Here is a 22,350-nt window from a genome sequence, read left to right as displayed (position 1 = left end):
CCTGTTCAACACAAGCATCTTGCGGTTTACGCAGCCGGTGTCATGACCGGCGTCGGAGCGGTCGCCATGGGAGTCGTCGCGGTCGCTTCCTACGCGCTGCGTCTCATGCTCACCCCGGACAGGGACAGACCGGACAATATCGAGATCCTCGCCGTCGGTGTCGACGAAGTCACCTTGCGCGCCAATGTCGACACGGTGGTCCCCGGCCGGTACGGACTGTGGCTGGATCGCGGGCGAGGCCATGCCCGAGTGGGCGAGATCATCGAACACGACCAGGAGGCCGGGACCGTCCGCCGCATCCTGGAGGGTGTCGACTCGGGCACCCTGAAACCGGGGTCTGCTCGTTGGAACGGCTACTACCACGGTGGGAATCCGGCTACTTCCCTCGGCCTGAAGTACCACGAGGTATGTGTGCAAGGCCCTCTCGGTCATCTTCCGGCCTGGCATGTCCCGCCGGAGGACGGCGTCGGGTCGGACGATAAATGGGCGGTCCTCGTCCATGGCCGTAGCGCTTTCCGTACCGAATGCCTACGTGCAGTACCTGCGCTGCGACGTCTGGGATGGAACTGTCTGATCGTCGGCTACCGCAATGACGATGATGCGCCGGCCAGCCGGGACCGCCTGTACGCCTTGGGCCTGTCCGAGTGGGCCGATGTCGACGCCGCGTTGGAATACGCCCGGTCCCGGGGCGCTCGCCGGATCTGCCTGGCCGGATGGTCCATGGGCGGCGCGATCGTCTTCCAGACCTTGGCACGTTCCCCTCGCGCGGACCTGGTCACCGATGTCATCCTCGACGGTCCGGTGGTCGACTGGCGGGACGTCATCTCCCATCACTCTCGCCTGGGTGGGCTACCCGAGGCCGTGGCACGTTCGGCACCTCACGTGCTGCGTTCACGGGGTGCCAAACAGCTGATCGGCATCTCCCGCCCGTTAGACATCGCGGAAGCCGACTGGTCGAGTCGGGCCGACGAACTCACCCACCGGATCCTGCTGATCCATTCGGTGGAAGATGATTTCGTTCCGATCGGGCCGTCTCGTGCGCTGGCGGAGGCGCGACCGGACCTGGTGACTTTCGTGGAATGGCCTACGGCTCGACACACGAAGGAGTGGAATACCGATCCGGAGCGGTGGGAACGGGTTGTTGAGGAATTCCTGGCCGAGGGCGACGGAGGAGTTCCGCGTAGTTCGTGAGCCGACTCGGTGGGTGCACAGGTTCGGTGCGGCTACCAGCTCGATATGTGGGGCCGGGAGAGGATCTCCCGGCCCCACGATGTCGGTGACGGCGTGGAGGGGCCTCAGTCCTGCTTTTCCGTCCGGGCCGAGGAGAGGGATTCCGGCGCCCCGGGCAAGGCCGACGAGGTGGCATTGGCCATGGCGAGTTCTTCGATGTCGTCCGGTTCTTCGGGCATCGGGATGCTGTGCAGCACCAGGACGGATCGACCGGCCACCGGTACGGAGTCACCGGGGGTGAGCAGGGCTGCATTAGGGTCGGGGAGCCCTGTGGCGAGGGCGGTGTTGATCGCGACCTGCCACCGTAGGTCGGCGTGTTCCAACGGGTCGGGGATGGTGAATTCGACGGCTTCGCTGTGGGCGTTGAACATGAGGATGAAGTCGTCGTCGAGGACTCGTCGGCCGAGGGCGTCGGGGGCTTGGATGCCGTCTCCGTTGAGGAAGACCCCCAAGGTGCGGGCGTAGCCGGTCTGCCAGTCCTCTTCGCGCATTTCCTCGCCGTTCACCCCCATCCAGACGATGTCCCGTAGTTCGGACTCGCCGCCGTGGTCGGCGTTACCGCGGAAGAAGCGGCGTCGACGGAAGACCGGGTGTTCCTGTCGGAGCTGGATCAACGACCGGGTGAACTGCAGCAGACTTTCTTGTTCGCGGGACAGTTCCCAGTCGATCCAGGACAGTTCGTTGTCCTGGCAGTAGACGTTGTTGTTTCCTTGCTGGGTGCGGCCGAGTTCGTCGCCGTGGGCCAGCATGGGTACCCCTTGGCTGAGCATCAGTGTGGTCAGCATGTTGCGAACCTGTTGGCGGCGTAGTGCCAGGATGTCGGCGTTCTCGGTGTCGCCTTCCTCCCCGCAGTTCCAGGAACGGTTGTGGCTCTCGCCGTCGGCATTCCCTTCACCGTTCGCGTCGTTGTGTTTCTCGTTGTAGGAGACCAGATCACGCAGGGTGAATCCGTCGTGGGCGACGACAAAATTCACCGAGGCGATCGGGAAACGACCTGAATGTGCGTAGAGATCACTGCTTCCGGTGAGCCGGGAAGCGAATTCGGAGAGGGCGGCCGCTTCTCCGCGCCAGTAGTCGCGCACAGTGTCGCGGTATTTCCCGTTCCATTCGGTCCACAGCGGGGGGAAATTACCGACCTGGTATCCGCCGTCGCCGAGATCCCAGGGCTCGGCGATGAGTTTCACCTGGCTGATGATCGGGTCCTGTTGGATGAGGTCGAAGAATGCTGACAATTTGTCGACCTCGTGGAACTGGCGTGCCAGCGTGGCGGCCAGATCGAAGCGGAAGCCGTCGACGTGCATCTCCGTCACCCAGTAACGCAGCGAATCCATGATCAGCTGTAAGACGTGGGGGTGCCGCATGAGGAGGCTGTTTCCGGTTCCGGTGGTGTCGTAATAGTGCTCTTTGTTGTCGTCGACCAGGCGATAGTAGGCGGAGTTGTCGATACCTCGGAAGCAGATGGTCGGACCGAATTCGTTTCCTTCGGCGGTGTGGTTGTAGACCACATCGAGGATGACTTCGATATCGGCTTCGTGCAGTGCTTTGACCATCGATTTGAATTCGGTGACCTGCTGGCCCAGTGTTCCGGTCGCCGAGTATTCGTTGTGTGGTGCGAGGAACCCGATGGTGTTGTATCCCCAGTAGTTGCGCAGTTCCTTTTCCTGCAGGTGGGTGTCCTGCACGAATTGATGCACGGGGAGGAGTTCGATGGCTGTCACACCGAGATCCTGGAGATATCCGATGATCGCCGGGTGCGCGATCGCAGCATAGGTTCCGCGGATGTCTTCGGGAACCTCCGGGTGGGTCATCGTCAGGCCTTTGACATGGGCTTCGTAGAGCACGGTCTCGTGGTACTCGTGCCGCGGCGGCCTGTCGTGTCCCCAGTCGAAGAAGGGATTGATCACCACGGACAGCATGGTGTGTCCGAGGGAATCGGCGTCGTTGAAGGTCTCCGGGGAACCGAACTTGTAGGAGAAGAGCGATTCGTCTCCGCTCCCGGCCCCGTGGATGGCTTTGGCGTACGGATCGAGAAGAAGCTTGCTGGGATTGCAGCGGTGCCCCTGTTCTGGCTCGTAGGGGCCGTGCACTCGATATCCGTAGCGTTGACCAGGCTGGAGGTTGGGCACATATCCGTGCCACACGTAGCCGTCGACCTCGGTGAGTTCCAGGCGTTCCTCGACGCCGGAACCGTCGATCAGGCAGAGCTCGACCTTGTCGGCGATCTCCGAGAAGAGGGCGAAGTTGACGCCGGAGCCGTCATAGGTGGCGCCCAGGGGGTATGCCTTGCCAGGCCAGATGTCCATGTGTCCCACTTCGTCGATCCTGCCGGCCGGAGTGTCCGTCCGGTGCCGTGCGTAGACGAAGCCACGCGAGCGGCAACGATACTCCGCTTCAGGGAACCGGACCCCGCTGCGAATGGGCTTTGTCGCTGGGATGACATGTGTTGCTGAGACCGGTCTGTTCGTGGGGTGGGTCGAGGTCTGCGGCGCGTCATCGGGTTGTTGAGCGATGGATGAGCGATGCGGGACGCGCGCTGGCGACGGTTCTAAGGGAGTATCGCGGCTGGCTGGACCGCGTGGAGCGGCCACCACGAGCCCCTCGGAAGCCGTTCCATCTGTGAATTTCCTTTTTTAACAAGAGTTTTAGGGGGTGTCGCGAGGCCTCTGGTGCGGGAACTCTCTCGCCGAGTTGGACGAGGTGCATCCAATGCGTTAATGTCATGGGGCACCCGGGGACAGCAAGTCAGCGGGAAAAGCAAGCGGACGTGGCTCAGTTGGTAGAGCATCACCTTGCCAAGGTGAGGGTCGCGGGTTCGAGTCCCGTCGTCCGCTCGAAGGCCCCAGGCCTTTAAAAGAGGGTATTGGAGCTCTCACGGTGGAGTGGCCGAGAGGCGAGGCAACGGCCTGCAAAGCCGTGTACACGGGTTCAAATCCCGTCTCCACCTCCACTCTTTATCTTGGGCGATTGGCGCAGGTGGCTAGCGCGCTTCCTTGACACGGAAGAGGTCACAGGTTCAAGTCCTGTATCGCCCACCAGCAGTACTTCGAGAGGGACTCGCATCAGCTGATGCGAGTCCCTCTCGAAGTTGAGATTGCTGTGAGTTTCCTTTCAGGTCACTCAAATCGACAGTTTGATAGAGTCGCTTCTGCACTCGTCAACATGTCGAGTACGGACGTATAGCTCAGTTGGTTAGAGCGTTCGCTTCACACGCGAAAGGTCAGGGGTTCGAGTCCCTTTACGTCCACCCGCACACAAGGTCCGAACCTGGAACCACTAAAAAGTGGAAAGGTTCGGGCCTTGTTGCTGTGCCGTGTAGGAACCACGTTAGAGCGCCGATCGGATGCCAGCGGTGCGAGGTAACGGTGAAGGCCCATTCCTGATCGGTCACTCCGCCGGTCTAGCATCCATCGTCGAGATCGTTTTCCGTGCCCCCACGATGCTCCATTATCGGTGGGACGTCGTGTGCTGGATGAGGCTTTCCCAGGCAGATATGCCTGTGCGCGAGGCGCGGCCGGTGCCTAACGCGTTTTCTGTGTCGATGCCGAACAGGGGTAGATCGAGTCACCTTGCTTGTCCGGCCATTGCGCATTGTTCCGTAGCCTCAGGCTGGTCGAGCTACTCCGTGACGTGCAGATCGAGATCGGGAAGAGGGGCGACTCCGGCCGTCCGCCGGACAGGTGAGGGGCGGTTCAGGTGGCAGTGTCGATGTAGGTGATGTCGACCGGGGACAGCCGCCAGTACTTGTTGTGTCTCCTTGAACGAGGTCACACATCGCCGCGAGGCTGATCGTCGGGCCGGGGGAGCGGCACTCCCTGCCCCTGAGTGGGTCGATGTCCTGCGGGGTGGCGTCCGCACCCGCGGAATGGCCACACGCTGAGGGGCCGGAGCCTATCGAGGCGTTTACGGATGGGCGCCGACCTCCGAGCTGTTCAGCACCGGGCCCCGCTGGCGTAGTAGGGCTGCGCGACTTCCCCGGGCCGTGTCGCATCCAACCCATGCATGATGCGGCGAAGGTAGGCTTCGGGGCAACGATGGGATCAGATTCAGCTCAAGATATCGGGATCGATGGGGGCAAGGTCAAGAATCTCCTCAATGCTCCATTCGGAGTGGACGTCAAGGACGCAAACGGTTCCGACGGAGATTTTACATCCTTGAACCTTCCGGAAGAATATATTGTTTCGGAGCTCGGGATCGGCGACTCGGGGAATTATTGATGGAGTGTCATCAGATGATGAATGATCACTGGAAAATATCACCTGGGGAGCAGGTGGTCACTGCGGTCTTACTTGCGATATTAGTGTTATGGACTTCTGGGGTGGGCAGCGAAAAGCTGAGCCTCAAAAATGTCCTCCTCGCCATATCTATCTTCCTATTGAGTTCTCTTGTCGCAATGGGGACTGCGAAGTTATTCAACTACATTGGCAGAAAGCAGGAGGAGAAGCGATGAGGCATTTATTTCGAGATCGGCTCGATATCTGAGTTCTATTGTCATGAAAGGCGTGATTCCGAATCCGGCCGGCCATTAGTATCACCACAGAACAAGGCGATATTCGGTGGATGTTCCCTGCCGAAACAGGCCTCAACAGATCGACACCCTGTGGATCATCGAGTTCTTGTAGGAAGTGCTGACGCCGCGTTGACCTGTCCTGATGTGGCATCGGGTGGGCCATCCGGGCGGTGGCGGACTGCCTTGCCGGAGATGGTGTGCGTCATGATCCCGCTGCTCGACGAGATAGTGGCTGCCCCAGCCCGGCAACGACTCGTCCGTGAGCTGCCGGCGCAGCCGGACGACACGCTCTGGGGTACGATTCACCCCGACAACCAACCGTCCTTACTGAATGCGCCATCCGTCGGTCGTCAGGTCGTCGGAGGTCATGCCTGGCTCGCCCCTTCTGGACTCGCCGGTTTATGACCAGCCGAGTGAGCTGGGGTACGCGCTCACGGAGTTCTGCGCATGCCGACGCAAGGCTCTGCGACTCGCTTTAGTGCAACCCGAAGAGATGTACGCCTGCGGCCGTGGAATTTTTATGGTGTGCTCAAGTCGAAGGATTGTCTTGACGCCGATCCTACTGCTTCGTGCAGAGCAGTTCTGAATCCGAAGGAGTTTTCTCTGCGTGTGGCACAGCTGGTTTCTCTCCAGTGGATTCCATAGAAATCTCTCCGCGTTCCTCGGGTTTGCGGTCGATGCCTGCAGTCACACCGGCGAGGATGATCACGGTGCCGGCGACCTGGAGCGTGCTCAGCTTCTCGTGGGCAGCCAGAAGTCCGATCAGTGTCCCGGAAAGTGGGTTGAGTAGTCCGATGAGTCCTACCGTGCCTGCGGGAAGGCGTTGTAGGCCGTGGAACCAGACGGCGTAGGCCAGAGCGGTGGCGATGATGACGAGGTAGGTGAAAGCGACCACAGCGCTCATTTCCAACGGCGGCGGGTTGCCTTCGATCATCAGCGCGACCGGCGCGATCATGAGCCCTCCTGCGGTGAGCTGCCACGCGGCGAAGGTCAGGGGCGGGACGGGAGGCTGCCACCGTTTGGTGAGGACGAAGCCCAGTGAAGACGAAGTCATTGCGAGGAGAGAAGCAGCGACGCCGATCGGGTCGAGAGTGAGGGAAGCTCCGCCGACGAGTAACCCCACGCCGATGATCCCGCCGAACCCTCCGACATATTTGCGTAGGGGTGCTTTCTCACCGAGAAGTACCTGCCCCATGACGAGCAGGACGATGGCGGAGCTGGCCATCAGCGTGGCCGCGACACCTGAGGGCAGTCGTTGACCGGCGACGTAGATCAAGGCGAAGAAGCCACCGACGGTGAGTCCACTGATGAGGGCGGTGCGCCACCACCAGGACCCTCGGGGGAGCTGGCGGGCGAGGAGCATCAGCAGCAGGCCGGCCGGCAGGGCGCGCAGTGCCGCTCCGGTCAGCGGGATACCGGCGGGCAGCCAGTGTCGGATGACGAAATAGGTGGACCCCCAGGCGGTAGGTGCGACAGCCGTGGTGAGGACATCGCGTAGGCGCATTGCTTCCATGGAAGCAATATAGCTTCCTGGGAAGCAATGAGACTTCCCGGGAAGTGATATTTTGAGATAGTGACCTGTGGAGCGGACCACGTCGATCGTATCCAGGCTGAATGGCGTCGAGAGCGGCCCGACATCGATCCCTCACCGCAAGGCGTCTTCGGGCGGCTCTTCAGACTCACAGCCACTCTTTCCGCGCGGATCTCGGCAGTCCATGAGGCACATGGGCTCACCGAAGGCGAGTTCGATGTGCTCTGCGCCTTGCGACGGGCAGGTGCGCCCTACGAGCGGCAGCCCGCCGAGCTGGCCCGGACCACGATGATCACGACAGGTGGACTCACCAAGCGCCTGGACAGGCTCGAGGCGGCAGGGCTGGTGGAGCGTGCTCCCTCATCCTCCGGCGACGGCAGGGCCAAAATGGCGCGGCTGACCGAGACGGGTCTCCGTGTGATCGACGCAGCCTTCACCGATCACATGGCCAACGAATCGAGACTCATCGCGTTACTCGGCTCCGGCGACCAGGCATCTCTGGAAAAGGCGCTCCGGAGCTGGGCATCCGCGCTCGACGCGGAAGCGTGAAGGCAGGGCATCGATAGGAAGGCTCGCGCCCGAACACCGTAGAGTCGTCTCTACGGTTCATGTCCTTACATGCAGATCCATGTCAGGTGAAGGGTAGGCCAGGTGGGGCTTGAACCCACGACCGACGGATTATGAGTCCGCTGCTCTGACCGGCTGAGCTACTGGCCCTCACGAGTGCCGAACCGGGGTTCCTGCGCCTCGCTCCTCGCAGAGTGTAACCGGGGCAGGTCCTCGAGTTGTCGACCGACCCCCGATCAGCACCACGGCAGGGATAGATATACGAGGGCGCCTGGAAACCTCCACGAGGATTCCAGGCGCCCCTTTAGCCGCATAGCGGCCGACTGTCACACGATCATGCGTCTGCCAGGGTAAGACCGATCGTCGACAGCAGCTCGTAAGGAGGGATCTTCGTCCCCCCCGATGCGATCGCGAGCAGAGCCGAGGCGAGACTGGCCATGGCGCTGGCCAGGATCAGCGGATCCTGGCCGCTCATCTCGCTGCGCAACACATCGACGTATTCGTTCACGCTGCAGCCACCGTCCATGCTCTGTACACGAGCCGTCAGGATGGCCATGGCGCTCTGCATGCCGGGGGCAGGCAGATGTACGTGTTCGTTCATGAAATTCCCCCAAAAGAAATCTTTACGTCGATTCGCCCCGCAGCCGCGTCCCACCGCGCACCAAGCGATCGACTGTTCTTCCCCAGTGGGAACAGTGAACTTTATTTGCTGGGCATATGTCCAACTGTTTGCAGGACAGTCGTATTCGTCGAGAAAAACGGCCAGTTGAGGCGCTCCCGTGGCACTCGTGAGGCATCTGGGCAGGTAGGACTGTCAGGCATCAGGAATCCGTCAGTAGGAAAAAGTGTGTGTAAAGATCTCGTCAGTACTTCTTGGCGAAGGGGCATGGCTGCGGCAGAATGGCCGCAAAGCGCTTGCAGCGCAAGCTAAAAGGGAGAGGGCGGGCAGTAAGTATTAAATGTATTTAAGGGCGAACTGAACTTGGACAGGCGACCACCTGCACGAGAGCTGATCGGGCGTTGGGGAAGACGTCCTTCAGCAGAACACAGGAGGTTCGGATGTCTATGAAGACGCGCTCTGCGCTGACCCAGGGCGTGGTGTATATCCACTCGACGCCGTCGTCACTATGCCCGCATATCGGGTGGGCGTTGGAAGCTGTTTTCGAGCAGCAGGTCGACATCGGATGGACGGCACAGCCGTTGGGACGGCACCTCGTGCGGATGGAGCTCTCCTGGGCGGCGTCTCCAGGAACCGGGGCTCATCTGGCCAGCGCGTTACGTCGTTTCCGGACGATCCGTTTCGAGGTCGTCGAAGAACCCAGTGACGGGATCGACGGATCACGCTGGGCATACACCCCCTCGTTGGGCGTCCATCACACCGTCGTGTCCACCACGGGAGACATACTGGTGAGCGAGAACCGCCTACGAGCAGCACTCAGTTCAGGAGGCCATGCCCTGGTCCGGCGGGAGATCGAGATCGCCTTGGGGGAGCCTTGGGATTGCGAGCTGGAACCCTTCCGGCACGCCGGTGACACCGGTTCCGTCCGATGGCTTCACCAGGTGGGTTAGACGATGAACCTGATCAGGACAGCAGACCTGGGCGGTCCGTTTCGACGACAGACACAATTGGTGGGGCGCCGGCGCCGACCACCGATGCCCCACCGTTTGTCAGTGCAGAGGTCAGCTGCACCGTCGGAACGCGAGGACCACATTGTGCCCACCGAATCCGAAACTGTTGTCCAATGCGACGATGTCACCGGTTGGAAGTTCTCTGGAGGCTCCGGAGACGATATCCAGCTCAATCGACGGGTCAGGATCGTCCAAGTTGATCTGCGCCGGAGCCTGACCGTCACGCAGTGCGAGCACGGTGAAAATAGCTTCCAACGATCCTGCAGCTCCGAGGAGATGCCCGGTCATCGATTTGGTGGCGCTCACCGGGATCCGGGAAGCCACCGGCCCCAGGGCGGAGCGGATGGCTTTCGCCTCGGCGAGATCGCCCACCGGGGTCGAGGTGGCGTGGGCGTTGATATGGGCCACCTCATCGGGTGAGATTCGACCGGCGGTCAATGCCCAGGAGATGGCTGCGGCGGCGCCCGCACCGTCCGGCTCCGGAGCAGCCACGTGATGGGCGTCCGTGGTGATCCCGGCGCTCACCAGTTCCGCGTAGATCTTCGCCCCACGAGCGAGCGCTGATTCGTAGGACTCCAGGACCATGAGGGCGGAGCCTTCGCCGATGAGGAAACCGTCCCGGTTCAGGTCGTAAGGACGCGAAGCTCGCTCAGGATCCCCGTTGCGGGTTGAAAGCGCTTGCATGGCAGCGAATCCGCCGATCGGAAGAGGGTGGATCGCTGCTTCGGTCCCTCCTGCGACGACCACATCGGCACGTCCCTGACGGATCATGTCCAGCCCCATGGCGATACCCTCGGCGCCGGAGGCGCACGCGCTGACCGGAGTGTGTCCTCCTCCCCGGGCGTTGAGCTCCAGCGAGACCGTCGCCGTCGGGCTGTTCACCAACAGCATGGGAACGGACAGAGGAAAGACCCGACGAGGCCCTTTGGTGCGCAGGTTCTCCCACTGGTTGACCAGGGTCTGCACCCCGCCCACACCCGACCCGATCGACACGGCAAGCCGTTCGGGAGCGACATCGGGACTGCCTGCGTCGGCCCACGCCTCTCGGGCAGCGATCAACGCGTACTGGGCACAGGGATCCTGTCTACGCTGCTCCACCTTGGACAGGCTCTCGGAAGCAGACACCGCCAAGGGCGCACCTATCTGCACCGGCAGGTCGTACTCGACCACCCACTCGTAGGGGAGTCTCCGGGCCCCGGAACGCCCGGCCAGGAGAGCTTCCCAGGTGGAGGGGGCGTCGCCTCCGAGCGGAGTGGTGGCACCGATACCGGTGATGACGACGCGTTTGAGTGCGTGGACGGCCATGGATGACTCCTGCAAGGGCGAACGGTGGTGGACGCGGATCAGACGGACGGGGAGATGAAGTCGTGTCAAACGGTTCACGGCGGCGGGGCGCCCGGACTCCGGAAGACCAGTCCCCGGGCAGCCCCTGCCGGTGTAATGACCGCGATTTCAGCTCTGGGCTGCGGTGATGAAGGAGACCGCGTCTCCCACCGTGCGGATGTTCTTGACCTCCTCGTCAGGGATGGTCACCCCGAACTTCTCCTCGGCGTTGACCACGATGGTCATCATCGACAGCGAATCGATGTCGAGGTCCTCGATGAACGACTTGTCCAGCTGGACGTCGGCGGTGTCCACGCCGGTCTCCTCGTTGACGATGTCGGCCAGGCCGGTGAGGACGTCCTGAGTGCTGATAGCCATGATGTTGTGCTCCTTCTCGGTGAGTGTCTGTCCCCATGAGGGGAGAGCCAAGGGATGCCAAGGATGTTGACGATGCAGCCGAATCACCCGCCGGCCAACGGGAAGTTTCAGGGCAGGACGACCACCTGAGCCGCCCAGCTGAGACCGGCCCCGAATCCGATCTGAAGAGCTAGGTCACCGCTTTTGGCTCGGCGGTCTCGTAGAAGAGCTGCTGTGGCCAGGGGGACCGAGGCCGCCGACGTATTCGCCATATCGGTGATGTCATCGGCGACGACGACCCGCTGCGGCAGATCAAGGCGTCTGGCCATCGCCTCGATGATGCGGCTATTGGCCTGATGCGGAATGAAGACGTCCAGGTCGTCCACCCGAACACCGGCGTTGGCCAAGGCCTGCTCACACACCGGACCCATCCGCGAGACCGCCCAGCGGAAGACCGAAGGGCCTTGCATGTCGATGAAAGGCCAGCGCGAGACATCACTGGACTCCGCGTCCGACAGCTCTTCCGGTTCCGTTACCAGACCTGTCGATTCAGGGGCATAACGACGTTGCATCTCCGACCAGCTCGCCGATTGGGTGATCAACTGATGTCCGCTGCCGTCGGAACCCCAGGTGGTCACGCTGATCCCCGGAGTGTCCGAAGGCCCCACCACAGCGGCCCCGGCGCCATCCCCGAAGACGAAAGCGGTGCCACGATCGGAGAGATTCCGATAATCGGAAAGTTTCTCGACCCCGACCACCACGACATGTCGTGCCCGGCCTGCGCGGATCAGATCATCGGCGTTGGCGATGCCGTAGCAGTACCCGGCGCAGGCAGCTGAAAGATCGTAGGCACCAGCCGCACCGGCGCCCAGCCGGTGAGCGATCAGCGGCGCGGCAGCAGGTGTCTGCCAGGGATGTGTGATGGTCGCACAGATGACGGCATCAACCTTCTCGCCGGGCAACCCGGCCTGATCGAGAGCAGCTTGTGCAGCAGCCACACCCATATCCACCACGGATTCGTGCGGCTCGGCCTGCCGCCGCTGTCGGATGCCCGATCGGGAACGGATCCACTCGTCCGAGGAATCGATGTGTTCGCACAACTCGACATTGCCGACGACCCGGCCCGGACGGTAATCACCGATCCCCAGGATCCGGGTGAACTCGGGCCCACGGACGGTGCGGACCGTCCTCACGCCATCGCCTTCGTCTGGTGACGAGCGATAAGGGCCCGAGCGCCGTCAAGATCTCCAGGAGTTTTCACCGCGACACATTCCACGCCCCTCATGGCCCGTTTGGCCAGCCCGGTAAGGGTGCCTGCCGGCGCCAACTCGACTAGCCCGGTCACCCCGGCAGCGAGCATGCTCTCCATGACCTTGTCCCAACGCACCGGACGGACGACCTGGCCCACGACGAGATCGAGAATCTTCACGCCGTCCCTGAGCGACTGCCCTGCCTGATTCGACACATAAGTGATCCGAGCGTCATCGGGAGTGATGTCGGCGGCTGCCCTCGCCAGGACAGCTGATGCCGGTTCCATCCACTCGGTATGGAAGGCCCCCGCGACGTCGAGCGGAACGACCCGAGAACGTGCCGGAGGATGCTCCGCCAACCCGGCGAGTTGTTCCACCGTCCCCGCGGCAACCACCTGTCCGGCTCCGTTGACATTCGCCGGAGCCAGACCGAACCGTCCCAGAACAGTGGACACCTCCTCGGGATCGCCGCCGAGCACAGCACTCATCGAGGTCTTCCTCCGCGCGGCTGCTGCAGCCATGGCCTGCCCGCGCGCCCTCACCAGACGCATGGCCTGAGCAGAGGAGAACACCCCTGCGATAGCTGCTGCCGTCAGCTCACCCACGGAATGCCCGGCCACCAGATCGGTGACTTCAGGCAGAGCCGAGCTGCTCCCCATGTCCTCCCCGACCAACATCGGAGCAATCAGCAACCCCGCTGCGACGATCAACGGCTGGGCCACCGCGGTGTCCCGGATGGTGTCCGCATCGGACACCGTACCGTGCAGTCTCAGGTCCAAGCCGGCCTCCGACGAGAGCCGATCCAGACGCGCCGCGACGCCGGGTATCTCCAACCATGGGGTGAGAAAACCGGGGGACTGGGAGCCCTGTCCAGGGCAGACGATTGCGAGCACGAGCACCAGCCTGTCGCAGGGGACACATCTCCCGCACTCGGGAGATCGACAGGAAGTGAAAGAACTTTTTGTACCCTTCCTACAACTCTGCCGAAATGGAATCGCTTCTCTCCGCGAGTCGGCCCACCGCCAGAGCCACCTGCACTACATAGGCCTCACGAGGCTGAGCAAGGTCATATCCGATGGTCTGGGCAATCCGGCCGAGACGGTAACGGACCGTATTCGGATGCACGAAGAGCAACCGGGCAGCAGCCTCCAAGGACCGACCGCATGCGAGATAGGCGGTACAGGTCTCCAACAGGGCACCTCCCCCGGAATGCACTAAAGGCGCGTAGACCCGCCTCACCAGCTCATCCCGCGCCTGGCCGTCCCCGACGAGGACCCTTTCCGGCAGCAACTCCGCACTCGATACCGGACGCGGAACACCCGCCCAGGCCGGAGCCGCCTGTAATCCTGCCGCAGCAGCGCTCGCGGACATCCCCGCCAGACTCAGCCCAGCGACGATCGGACCTACCACCACCGGCCCGGGCCCGAAAGCCTCGACCAAGGCCTGCGCCACCGGATCGATCTCACCGACCGCTCCGAGAAAGAGCACCAGGCGGTTTCCCTGAGTCGATACCAGGAGTTCGATCTCCAGCCGCGCGGCCAGCGCGCGCAACCGTTCGATGTCATGTCCGTCCCGATCGAAAGGAACCGACCCCATCATGACGGCGACATCCTCGACCTGGTCCCAACCCAAGGCAGCAGCGCGGCTGGTCACCAGATCACTGCCCTCATCGCGGAGCACAGCGTCGACGATCAGGGATTCCAGCCGCGCGTCCCAGGCGCCTCGCGCCTCTGCTGCCCCGGCGTAGACCTGTGCAGCCGCGAAAGCGATGTCGCGGCTGTAACGCAGGACCTCTTCTCTCAGTGCGCCTTCTTCGCCAGGCATCGCGAGCTCAGGAATATGCTCTTCAACCACGTCCACCACTGTGCGCAACAGATCCAGCGTCTGGCGTAAGGACATCGCCCTGATCAATGCCCGAGGGGCCGTGGTGAAGATATCCGCAGTCGCTTCCTCCCCTCGCTCAGTGTTGACGTACCAGGAGACGAAGGCAGCGAATCCAGCCTGGACGGCGGTGCCGACCCAGGCCTTCTCCTTGGCAGAGAGTGCTTTGTACCAAGGAAGATTCTCCTCCATGTGCCGGTAAGCAGCAGTGGTCAACCATCCGGCTGACCGTTCAACCGCTCGGATGGTTCCTTCATATGCGCGCCCTGAGGTCACTGCACGATTTTAGGGGTTCACCAGGCTTGGGACGTACTAAGTTCACGACTCCGCCCGGTTGAGGCGGCAATCCAGTACCCGCTACGTCGGCACACCCCACCGCACTTCCTTCATGATTGTCTCGACTGTTTTGCGTGCGCATGCTCTACCTGCTCTTCCGGAGGCACCTTGTAGTTCTCGTGCACGTTGATGGGCCGGGGTATGCCTGGGGTGATTAATCGGAGCGGGCGTTCTTTCGTTCGCGTTCACGAGAACTGCCATCTTGTTGACGACATTGTGGCCACGGAGCCTGCTCTGGCCATGTTTTCACTCGAGAAGTCCTCGCTTAAAATGGAACATCGGCCCTGGAGGGATATGCCTCGGAAGAGTCGATCTCCGCCCCAGCGCTGCATTCTCGGCCGTGTACTGAAGGCTGGGCTCCAGCATCCGATCTTATCGACGCTACTTCTGTCCAGGATCTCGGACGGAGTGATGAATGGCCGACTAGGTGGCGAATTCGTAGTGGAAGAGCTTTCTGTACTTACCCGCCAGGTGGAGCTCTGTGTGCTCGCTGCTGAATGGCTGGATGGGCTTGTTCCATCAAGGAGAAATCCCTTTGATGATTCGAAATAAAAATATGGTGCGGATTGCCTGCGGATGCATTACTTGATTCTAAATTATCAGCTCCTGCCGGGCGGTCTCTCCAAAAAGCGTCGAGGTCGAAAACCGTATGGAGAAACATTGATACCGGAATCCCCGACGGGGATCCCGGCATCAATTCGTGTTGCTACCTCAGCTCGGCGTCATCGGTGAACTCAGGCGTCGCCGCCTGCGTTACCCGACGTTCCTGCGGTGACATCGAGCAGGCGGTACTTCTCGGCTGCAGCCTGGGGAAGCTGCGGGTCGACCTTGCCCTGCTCGGCAAGGAGCTGCAGTGCGCGCACCGCCATCGACGGACCGTCGATGTGGAAGTAGCGGCGAGCCGCCGGCCGAGTGTCCGAGAAGCCGAAGCCGTCGGCGCCGAGAGCAGCGAAGTCGCCGGGGACCCATTGTGCGATCTGATCCTGGACCTGCGTCATGTAATCGCTGGTGGCGACCACAGGGCCGGGACGATCGGCCAGACACTGGGTCACATAGGGAACGCGAGGAGCATCCGACGGTGTGAGGAAATTGGCCTCATCGCATTCCAATGCTTCGCGGCGCAACTCGTTCCAGCTGGTCACCGACCAGACATCGGCTGCGACTCCCCAGTCGCTACGGAGCAGGTCCTGGGCCTCCAGCGCCCACGGCACCCCGATGCCCGATGCGAGCAGCTGCGCCCGGGGGGTCTGCGCCGGGTCTGCACCTTCAGGGAGCTGCCCCTCCTTCAGGAGGTACATCCCCTTGAGGATGCCGTCGACATCGACGCTCTCCGGCTCGGCCGGCTGCACGATCGGCTCGTTGTAGACCGTCAGGTAGTAGATGACGTCCTCGGCGTTCTCGCCGTACATCCGACGAAGCCCGTCCTGCACGATGTGGGCGATCTCGTAACCGTAGGCCGGGTCGTAGTGAACGATGGCCGGGTTGGTACCTGCGAGGACGGGGGAGTGCCCGTCCATGTGCTGGAGACCTTCACCTGCCAGGGTCGTACGTCCAGCGGTGGCGCCGATGAGGAATCCGCGGCTCATCTGATCGGCCGCGGCCCAGATCGCGTCGGCGGTGCGCTGGAAACCGAACATCGAGTAGAAGACGTAGACCGGGAGCATGGGCTCCCCGTGCGTGGCGTACGAGGAACCGACAGCGGTGAACGCGGCCACTGAACCGGCCTCGTTGATCCCCAGGTGCAGCATCTGGCCCTGCGGGGATTCCTTGTACGCCAGCATGAGCTCGGCGTCGACCGAGGTGTAGTTCTGCCCGTGCGGGTTGTAGATCTTGCTGGTCGGGAAGAAGGAATCCATCCCGAAGGTACGCGCCTCGTCAGGAATGATCGGAACGACGCGCTTCCCGAACTCCTTGTCCCGCATGAGCTCCTTGAGGAGACGGACGAAGGCCATCGTGGTGGCGACCTGCTGCTTTCCGGACCCCTTCTTCACTGCAGCGTAGGCTGAGGAGTCGGGCAGGTGGATGGTCTCTTTCTTGACCCGCCGTTCCGGAACGGATCCACCGAGCTTCTGCCGCAGCTCCATCATGTAGTCGATACGCTCGTCGTCCATCCCGGGGTGGTAGAACGGCGGACGGTACGGGTCTGCCTCGAGCTGCTCGTCGCTGATCGGGATGTGCAGGGTGTCGCGCAGGTCCTTGAGGTCCTGGATGGCCAGCTTCTTCATCTGGTGGGTGGCATTGCGTCCGGCGAAGTGCTCGCCGAGCGTATATCCCTTGATGGTCTTGGCCAGGATGACCGTCGGCTGACCGGTGTGGCGGATGGCGCGGTCATAGGCAGCGTAGACCTTGCGGTAGTCGTGACCGCCTCGCTTGAGTTTCCACCAGATGTCCTCGTCGGACCACTTCTCGACCATTTTGAGAGTACGTCGGTCGCGTCCGAAGAAGTTGTCCCGGACGAACTTGCCGTTGTTGGCGCGGAAGGTCTGGTAATCCCCGTCAGGGGTGTTGTTCATGAGATGTGTCAAGGCGCCCTGAACATCCGCGGCGAGCAGTTCGTCCCAGCCTCGGCCCCAGATGCACTTGATGACATTCCATCCGGCTCCGCGGAAGTACGCTTCCAGCTCCTGGATGATCTTGCCGTTGCCACGGACCGGCCCGTCCAGCCGCTGCAGGTTGCAGTTGACGACGAAGGTGAGGTTGTCGAGCTCTTCATTGGCCGCCCATTGCAAGGCGCCACGGCTCTCGACCTCGTCCATCTCACCGTCGCCCAAGAAAGCCCACACACGCTGTTCGCTGGTGTCCTTGATGCCCCGGTTGTGCAAGTACTTGTTGAACTGCGCCTGGTAGATGGCATTAATCGGGCCCAGCCCCATGGAGACCGTCGGGAACTGCCAGAACTCCGGCATCAGACGGGGATGGGGGTAGCTCGGAACGGCCTGCACCTTGCCGTCGACGATGTGGCTGTGCTCCTGGCGGAAACCGTCCAGTTGGGCTTCGCTCAGGCGACCTTCCAGGAAGGCGCGGGCGTACATGCCGGGGGAGGCATGCCCCTGGAAGAAGACCTGGTCTCCGCCGCCGGGGTGGTCCTGTCCGCGGAAGAAGTGGTTGAGCCCCACCTCGTAGAGGGTCGCGGCCGAGGCATACGTCGAGATGTGCCCGCCGACCCCGACCCCGGGACGCTGCGCACGGTGCACGAGGACCGCGGCGTTCCAGCGAATGAGACGACGGAAAGCTCGTTCCTGGTCTTCGTCGCCCGGGAACCACGGTTCGGCCTCGACGGGAATCGTGTTCACATAGTCGGTCGTGGTCAAGGAGGGCACGCCGACATGCTGCTCACGCGAATGCTGCAGCAGGCTGAGCATGATGTATCGGGCTCGCTGCTCACCCTTTTCCTTGATGAGCAGGTCGAGTGCCTCAAGCCATTCCTGCGTCTCCTCGGGGTCGATGTCCGGGAAACGACTGGGCAGGCCGTTGATAATAGGGCCGGCGTCCTCGATCGGCACGTGGGGTCCTTCCTCCAGCAAGATTGGCGTCAACCCATCCTCGCACCTATTGAGGACAAAGGTCACATGCGGGTTCGGCGACGGAGATGCTTGAAGTCGTCCGATGGGGGTACGACGCGCCACTATGAACCTGGTGGTGCTTGCAGAATTGGCTGTGAACAGATGAACTTAACGACACGACAGAGACCGGCATCGACAGATGCCGCAGGTGAGGGAGGTGTCCGCGTGGGCCAGACCGCGGCCAATGCCAGTGCGGTGGCCAAGCTCGGCTTTGCGCCGAAGCAGGTGGTGCTGGAGTTGGGGTATGACGACGATGTCGACGACGAGCTGAGAGATCAGATCGAAGACGTTCTCGGTGTCCCCCTGGAGGACGAAGACTACGGCGATGTGGTGGACGCCGTTCTGCTGTGGTGGAGAGACGACGATGGCGATCTCACGGATGCGCTGGTCGATGCCCTGACGACCTTGGAGGACGAGGGTTTCATCGCTCTACTCACTCCGAAGGTGGGCTTACCCGGGGAGGTCGATGCGAGCGATGTCGCCGAAGCGGCTTCGACCGCAGGTCTGCAGGCGGCGGCTTGCCTGAACCTCACCCAGCACTGGTCTGCAACGCGATTGGTGACGCCCAAGTCCGGTCGACGCTGAACGTTCTCCCTGATGAGAGCGGGTGACTCCCCCAGGGCGTCTCCCGTCTCATCAGGGATGTCTGGCACAGTGACCATATGACTGCGCAGCGTTTCCAGGTCGGCGCTCCGGCGCCGGATTTCACGCTTCCCGATCAGTTCGGGCGGTTGACGACTTTGTCATGCCTGGTATCGGACAGGGCGGTGCTGCTGGTGTTCTTTCCTTTCGCCTTCTCCGGGATATGCACCGGTGAGCTTCGTGAGCTGAGGGACGACCGCGGCCGGTTCGACAATGACGTAGTTCATCCGGTCGGCCTTTCCTGTGACCCAGTGCCGTCATTGCGTGCTTGGGACGACGCAGAGGCTTTCTTCTTCCCGCTGTTGAGCGATTTCTGGCCGCACGGGGCTGTCTCTGAGGCCTATCAAGTCTTCGACCCTTCTGACGGCGCTTCCCATCGCGGCACCTTCCTGGTTGACCGGGATCTGCGGATCAGATGGTCGTCGGTGCAGGACCGCTCTTCCCGTAGGGATTTCTCCGCGGTCGATCTCGTGGTGGGCGAGTTGTCCCGCGAGCGCTGAGTCCGAGGCCTCCGTCCGGCCGGTGACCGGGATCACTTTCCTGCGTGCATCATTCGTCCTGGACGGCTGTCGCTCTCAGGGCCAGGATGGGGCAATGGTCGATTCGATGTTGGCAGCACGTTTCCACTCCGCAGAGAAGGTCACGCGGCTCGAAGAAGTACCCGTTCCCAGGCCCGGACCCGGCGAGGTGCTCATCGAGGTGGCCTACTGCGGGATCTGCCACTCGGACATCTCTCTGATCGACGGCCATTTCCCTGCACTCTTGCCGGTGGTGACGCAGGGACATGAAGCCTCGGGGACGATTGTCGAGGTCGGCTCCCAGGTGTTCGGATGGGCGGTGGGGGACAGGGTCATCCCGGCGGCAGGTCAAGCGTGTTTTCGTTGTCGCGCCTGTCTGCGGGGGGCTTTGGCGAACTGTCTCGACAAGCGATTGATGGCTTTTGCTTACGACGGTGCCTGGGCGAAATACCACTTGGCGAAGGCCACTGGTCTGACTCGGATCCCGGAGGGTGTGCCTATGGAGCAGGCTGCGCTTCTCGCCGATGCCGTATCAACTCCGTACGCAGCTGTGGTCCGGACGGCCCAGGTGCGTCTGGGGGAATCGGTAGGGATCTGGGGTCTGGGCGGCGTAGGAAGCCACTTGGTGCAGTTGGCCAAGCTCGCGGGTGGGATGCCGATCATCGCGGTCGACATCGATGACCATGCGCTGGAGCGGGCCCTGCGGCTCGGCGCAGATGCTGCACTGCGCAGTGACGATCCGCAACTGGGTCGGCAGATCGCCGAGCTGACGAGCGGACGCATGCTGGACGTGGCTTTCGATGCCGTCGGGATCCCGGCCACATTGCGGCAGTCCGTGGCCTGGCTGGACACGGAGGGGCGAGCGGTCAGTGTTGGGATGAGTGACGCTGAAATCGAGATCGGCCCGATCCTGGACTTCAACCTGCGGCGTAAACAGCTCCTGGGGCATCTGGGGTATCAGACCCAGGACGTGGCATCCCTGGCGGAGATGGTGAGCCGTGGCCGTCTCGATCTCAGTGAGTCGGTCAGTTCGATCATCGCTCTTTCCGATATTCACGAAGGGATCAGTGCTCTGCGGGAACGGAGGGGAAATCCCATCCGGATACTCGTCCAACCATGAAGGTAACTTGCTGAAAAGCATTGCTCCGGTAGGTGGCAGACCTCGAGTCAGACTGAAGCGGCCAGCATCGTGATAGGCGTAGAGGAGGGCCTGTGGCGCCCACACCAGGTGGGCGACTTCGTGGTGGCGGCCGATGACTGGCACAATAGGCCCACCTGCCGGAGATTTTTGCGGCAAGGGCCTGTAGCTCAGTTGGTAGAGCACCGCGTTTACACCGCGGGTGTCGTCGGTTCGAACCCGGCCGGGCCCACATGAACGACACACCGGGTTTTCCCCTAGGCGTGCCGGATGATGAAGCGGATGTCTTGCTGTGTGACGTTCTGAAGGTCCTGGAGCGCCTCTACCCAGCGGAGACCGCTCAGTCCTGGGACCATGTAGGGCTCGTGACCGGAGACCTCCAGCAACCGATCCGCCGCATTCATTTCGCGGTGGATCCAACGATCTCCGTGATCGAAGAGGCCCGTAGCGCCGGAGCAGATCTGATCATCACCCATCATCCGCTGCTGATGAAGGGCGTGCACGGGGTAGGGACGAACACAGCCAAAGGCGCTGCGGTCACCTCACTGATCGTTTCCGACATCGCGCTCTTCGCGGCACACACCAATGCCGATGTCGCCGAGCCTGGCGTCTGTACCGCATTGGCCGAGGCCTGCGGAGTGCATGAGAGTGAGCCGCTGACCACTGAGGAAGGTCGCGCGATGGGGCGTTTCGGGCGTCTCAGCGAGTCGATCTCCTTGCGCGATTTCGCGGCGAGACTGTCCTCGGCGCTCCCGAGCGCTCCGGTCGGCATCCGCGTCGCCGGACCTGCCCACGCTCCAGTGTCCTCCGTGGCTGTGTTGGGCGGAGCCGGTGACTCCCTGATCGATGTGGCCCGCAGGCGTGGTGCCGATGTCTACGTCACCGCAGACCTGCGCCACCATCCCGTCCTGGAGAGCCGTGAGGAATCACGGGGCGGCACGCCATATCTCATCGATGCGGGTCACTTCGCCACGGAGTGGCTGTGGCTCGAGGAAGCGTCTCGTCGTGTCGTCGCAGGCTTGGGCGCCAGCGGCGGGTCCGTCGAGACCTATGTCAGTCAGATCGTGACGGACCCGTGGACCTTCGTGATCGGGAACAGCGGACCCGACATCGTCCAGGGCCAGGAGGGAATGAACGGGTGAAAGCCGACCACGCACACCAGATGCGTCTGTTGGACCTGCAGGCGCTGGACACGCGGTTGGCGCAGATAGCCCACCGCCGCGCGCATCTCCCCGAGCAGCAGATCTTGGACGTGGCTTCGGCTGAGAAGACCTCAGCAGATTCCGATCTGGTGAGGGCCCGTATGCAGCAGACGGACGTGCAACGCGATGTCACGAAGGCAGAGGACGACGTGCAGCTCGTCCGCGACAGGGCTGCCCGCAATCAGGCTCGTCTCAACAGCGGAATCGGCTCGCCCAAGGAGCTGCAGTCCCTCCAGCACGAACTCGACTCCCTGAGTCGGCGTCAGGACGTCCTGGAAGAGGAACAACTCGAGATCATGGAGCGAGCCGAGGCTGTTGATCTCATGGTGGCTTCTCTCGAGGCCGAAGCGGCGCGTTTCGAGCAGTCCGTCCGCGAAGCACGCCGGGTACGAGATGCAGCATTGTCCGTATTGTCCACAGAGGCGGATGAGTTGGAGCTGAAGCGGGCTGAGATCGTACCTTCGGTCGACGAATCGCTGATGAAGCTCTACGAGAAGGTCAGGGCTCAGACTGGAATGGGCGCAGCCGCCGTGGTCCATCGTCGGTGCGAAGGCTGCCGTTTGGAGCTCCTCGGAGCAGATATCGCAAGGGTCGCCGCAGCAGCGGCTGACGACGTGATCCGCTGTGAAGAGTGCGGACGCATCATGGTCCGTACAGCTGATTCCGGTCTGTGACG

19 protein-coding genes and 6 tRNA genes are annotated in these 22,350 nt (G+C 62.4%); 15 read left to right on the top strand and 10 right to left on the bottom strand.

Going from position 1 to position 22,350, the window contains the following annotated elements:
• The first annotated feature begins 42 nt into the window (after nucleotides 1-42).
• The gene (locus AUCHE_RS04295) at nucleotides 43-1,191 is read left to right on the top strand and encodes an alpha/beta hydrolase family protein (RefSeq protein ID WP_052024819.1); all 1,149 of its coding nucleotides are present in this window, start codon (nucleotides 43-45) and stop codon (nucleotides 1,189-1,191) included.
• A gap of 104 nt (nucleotides 1,192-1,295) precedes the next feature.
• Here AUCHE_RS04295 and glgX read toward each other — a convergent pair whose 3' ends face one another.
• Complete coding sequence (gene glgX, locus AUCHE_RS04290) at nucleotides 1,296-3,533, bottom strand: glycogen debranching protein GlgX (protein ID WP_040321430.1); 2,238 nt, start codon at nucleotides 3,531-3,533, stop codon at nucleotides 1,296-1,298.
• A gap of 455 nt (nucleotides 3,534-3,988) precedes the next feature.
• Between glgX and AUCHE_RS04285 the strand changes: the two genes are divergently transcribed.
• The 6 genes from AUCHE_RS04285 (at nucleotide 3,989) to AUCHE_RS04265 (ending at nucleotide 5,677) form a co-directional block, all read left to right on the top strand.
• A tRNA-Gly gene (locus AUCHE_RS04285) sits at nucleotides 3,989-4,061 on the top strand.
• Between the two features lie 42 nt (nucleotides 4,062-4,103).
• Nucleotides 4,104-4,177, top strand: a tRNA-Cys gene (locus AUCHE_RS04280).
• A gap of 11 nt (nucleotides 4,178-4,188) precedes the next feature.
• A tRNA-Val gene (locus AUCHE_RS04275) sits at nucleotides 4,189-4,265 on the top strand.
• Between the two features lie 135 nt (nucleotides 4,266-4,400).
• Nucleotides 4,401-4,474, top strand: a tRNA-Val gene (locus AUCHE_RS04270).
• A gap of 751 nt (nucleotides 4,475-5,225) precedes the next feature.
• Complete coding sequence (locus AUCHE_RS16905) at nucleotides 5,226-5,444, top strand: hypothetical protein (RefSeq protein ID WP_006502045.1); 219 nt, start codon at nucleotides 5,226-5,228, stop codon at nucleotides 5,442-5,444.
• Nucleotides 5,445-5,458: 14 nt separating this feature from the next.
• Nucleotides 5,459-5,677 carry a hypothetical protein gene (locus AUCHE_RS04265; protein WP_155889036.1) on the top strand — a complete coding sequence of 73 codons (219 nt, stop codon included), beginning with the start codon at nucleotides 5,459-5,461 and terminating at the stop codon, nucleotides 5,675-5,677.
• A 619-nt stretch (nucleotides 5,678-6,296) separates the two neighbouring features.
• On the opposite strand, the gene AUCHE_RS04260 is transcribed toward AUCHE_RS04265, so the two are convergent.
• Nucleotides 6,297-7,250, bottom strand: a complete 954-nt coding sequence (locus AUCHE_RS04260) for a DMT family transporter (protein WP_006502044.1) — start codon at nucleotides 7,248-7,250, stop codon at nucleotides 6,297-6,299.
• Nucleotides 7,251-7,310: 60 nt separating this feature from the next.
• Between AUCHE_RS04260 and AUCHE_RS04255 the strand changes: the two genes are divergently transcribed.
• Nucleotides 7,311-7,817: a MarR family winged helix-turn-helix transcriptional regulator gene (locus AUCHE_RS04255; protein ID WP_006502043.1), complete on the top strand. Its 507-nt coding sequence runs from the start codon at nucleotides 7,311-7,313 to the stop codon at nucleotides 7,815-7,817.
• Nucleotides 7,818-7,911: 94 nt separating this feature from the next.
• Here AUCHE_RS04255 and AUCHE_RS04250 read toward each other — a convergent pair.
• Both AUCHE_RS04250 and AUCHE_RS04245 read right to left on the bottom strand, forming a co-directional pair.
• Nucleotides 7,912-7,985, bottom strand: a tRNA-Ile gene (locus AUCHE_RS04250).
• Nucleotides 7,986-8,169: 184 nt separating this feature from the next.
• Nucleotides 8,170-8,436 (bottom strand): hypothetical protein, encoded by a 267-nt coding sequence (locus AUCHE_RS04245; protein ID WP_006502042.1) that lies wholly within the window; start codon nucleotides 8,434-8,436, stop codon nucleotides 8,170-8,172.
• A gap of 458 nt (nucleotides 8,437-8,894) precedes the next feature.
• Between AUCHE_RS04245 and AUCHE_RS04240 the strand changes: the two genes are divergently transcribed.
• Nucleotides 8,895-9,404 carry a DUF3145 domain-containing protein gene (locus AUCHE_RS04240; RefSeq protein WP_006502041.1) on the top strand — a complete coding sequence of 170 codons (510 nt, stop codon included), beginning with the start codon at nucleotides 8,895-8,897 and terminating at the stop codon, nucleotides 9,402-9,404.
• Between the two features lie 111 nt (nucleotides 9,405-9,515).
• On the opposite strand, the gene AUCHE_RS04235 is transcribed toward AUCHE_RS04240, so the two are convergent.
• The 6 genes from AUCHE_RS04235 to aceE all read right to left on the bottom strand — a co-directional run bounded on the left by AUCHE_RS04235 (nucleotide 9,516) and on the right by aceE (nucleotide 18,114).
• Nucleotides 9,516-10,769, bottom strand: a complete 1,254-nt coding sequence (locus tag AUCHE_RS04235) for a beta-ketoacyl-[acyl-carrier-protein] synthase family protein (RefSeq protein ID WP_006502040.1) — start codon at nucleotides 10,767-10,769, stop codon at nucleotides 9,516-9,518.
• Nucleotides 10,770-10,916: 147 nt separating this feature from the next.
• A complete protein-coding gene (locus AUCHE_RS04230; protein WP_006502039.1) occupies nucleotides 10,917-11,165 on the bottom strand; it encodes an acyl carrier protein in 249 nt (82 codons plus the stop codon).
• 107 nt (nucleotides 11,166-11,272) lie between these two features.
• Entirely contained in the window at nucleotides 11,273-12,337 is a 1,065-nt protein-coding gene (locus tag AUCHE_RS04225; protein WP_006502038.1) for a beta-ketoacyl-ACP synthase III, read from the bottom strand.
• On the bottom strand, nucleotides 12,334-13,287 hold the full coding sequence (locus AUCHE_RS04220; protein ID WP_040321557.1) for an ACP S-malonyltransferase: 954 nt from the start codon (nucleotides 13,285-13,287) through the stop codon (nucleotides 12,334-12,336). The genes AUCHE_RS04225 and AUCHE_RS04220 overlap by 4 nt, the downstream gene beginning before the upstream one ends.
• Before the next feature lie 79 nt (nucleotides 13,288-13,366).
• Nucleotides 13,367-14,551, bottom strand: coding sequence for a PucR family transcriptional regulator (locus tag AUCHE_RS04215; protein WP_245706805.1), 1,185 nt, complete (start codon nucleotides 14,549-14,551; stop codon nucleotides 13,367-13,369).
• Nucleotides 14,552-15,345: 794 nt separating this feature from the next.
• On the bottom strand, nucleotides 15,346-18,114 hold the full coding sequence (aceE, locus tag AUCHE_RS04210) for a pyruvate dehydrogenase (acetyl-transferring), homodimeric type (RefSeq protein ID WP_006502035.1): 2,769 nt from the start codon (nucleotides 18,112-18,114) through the stop codon (nucleotides 15,346-15,348).
• Nucleotides 18,115-18,339: 225 nt separating this feature from the next.
• Between aceE and AUCHE_RS04205 the strand changes: the two genes are divergently transcribed.
• From AUCHE_RS04205 to AUCHE_RS04180, 6 genes are all read left to right on the top strand, one after another.
• Nucleotides 18,340-18,759 (top strand): DUF3052 domain-containing protein, encoded by a 420-nt coding sequence (locus AUCHE_RS04205; protein WP_006502034.1) that lies wholly within the window; start codon nucleotides 18,340-18,342, stop codon nucleotides 18,757-18,759.
• Between the two features lie 77 nt (nucleotides 18,760-18,836).
• A complete protein-coding gene (locus AUCHE_RS04200) occupies nucleotides 18,837-19,316 on the top strand; it encodes a redoxin domain-containing protein (RefSeq protein WP_006502033.1) in 480 nt (159 codons plus the stop codon).
• A gap of 94 nt (nucleotides 19,317-19,410) precedes the next feature.
• Complete coding sequence (locus tag AUCHE_RS04195; RefSeq protein ID WP_006502032.1) at nucleotides 19,411-20,454, top strand: zinc-binding dehydrogenase; 1,044 nt, start codon at nucleotides 19,411-19,413, stop codon at nucleotides 20,452-20,454.
• Between the two features lie 177 nt (nucleotides 20,455-20,631).
• Nucleotides 20,632-20,704 (top strand) — tRNA-Val (locus AUCHE_RS04190).
• Nucleotide 20,705: 1 nt separating this feature from the next.
• Complete coding sequence (locus AUCHE_RS04185; RefSeq protein ID WP_052024818.1) at nucleotides 20,706-21,614, top strand: Nif3-like dinuclear metal center hexameric protein; 909 nt, start codon at nucleotides 20,706-20,708, stop codon at nucleotides 21,612-21,614.
• Nucleotides 21,611-22,348, top strand: a complete 738-nt coding sequence (locus AUCHE_RS04180) for a zinc ribbon domain-containing protein (protein ID WP_006502030.1) — start codon at nucleotides 21,611-21,613, stop codon at nucleotides 22,346-22,348. Before AUCHE_RS04185 ends, AUCHE_RS04180 begins: the two co-directional genes overlap by 4 nt.
• The last annotated feature ends 2 nt before the right edge of the window (nucleotides 22,349-22,350 follow it).

Origin of the sequence: Austwickia chelonae NBRC 105200 (assembly GCF_000298175.1) — a bacterium.
GTDB lineage: Bacteria > Actinomycetota > Actinomycetes > Actinomycetales > Dermatophilaceae > Austwickia > Austwickia chelonae.
Note: the sequence above shows the minus strand (reverse complement) of the source record. Positions and strands in the feature narration are given on the sequence as shown.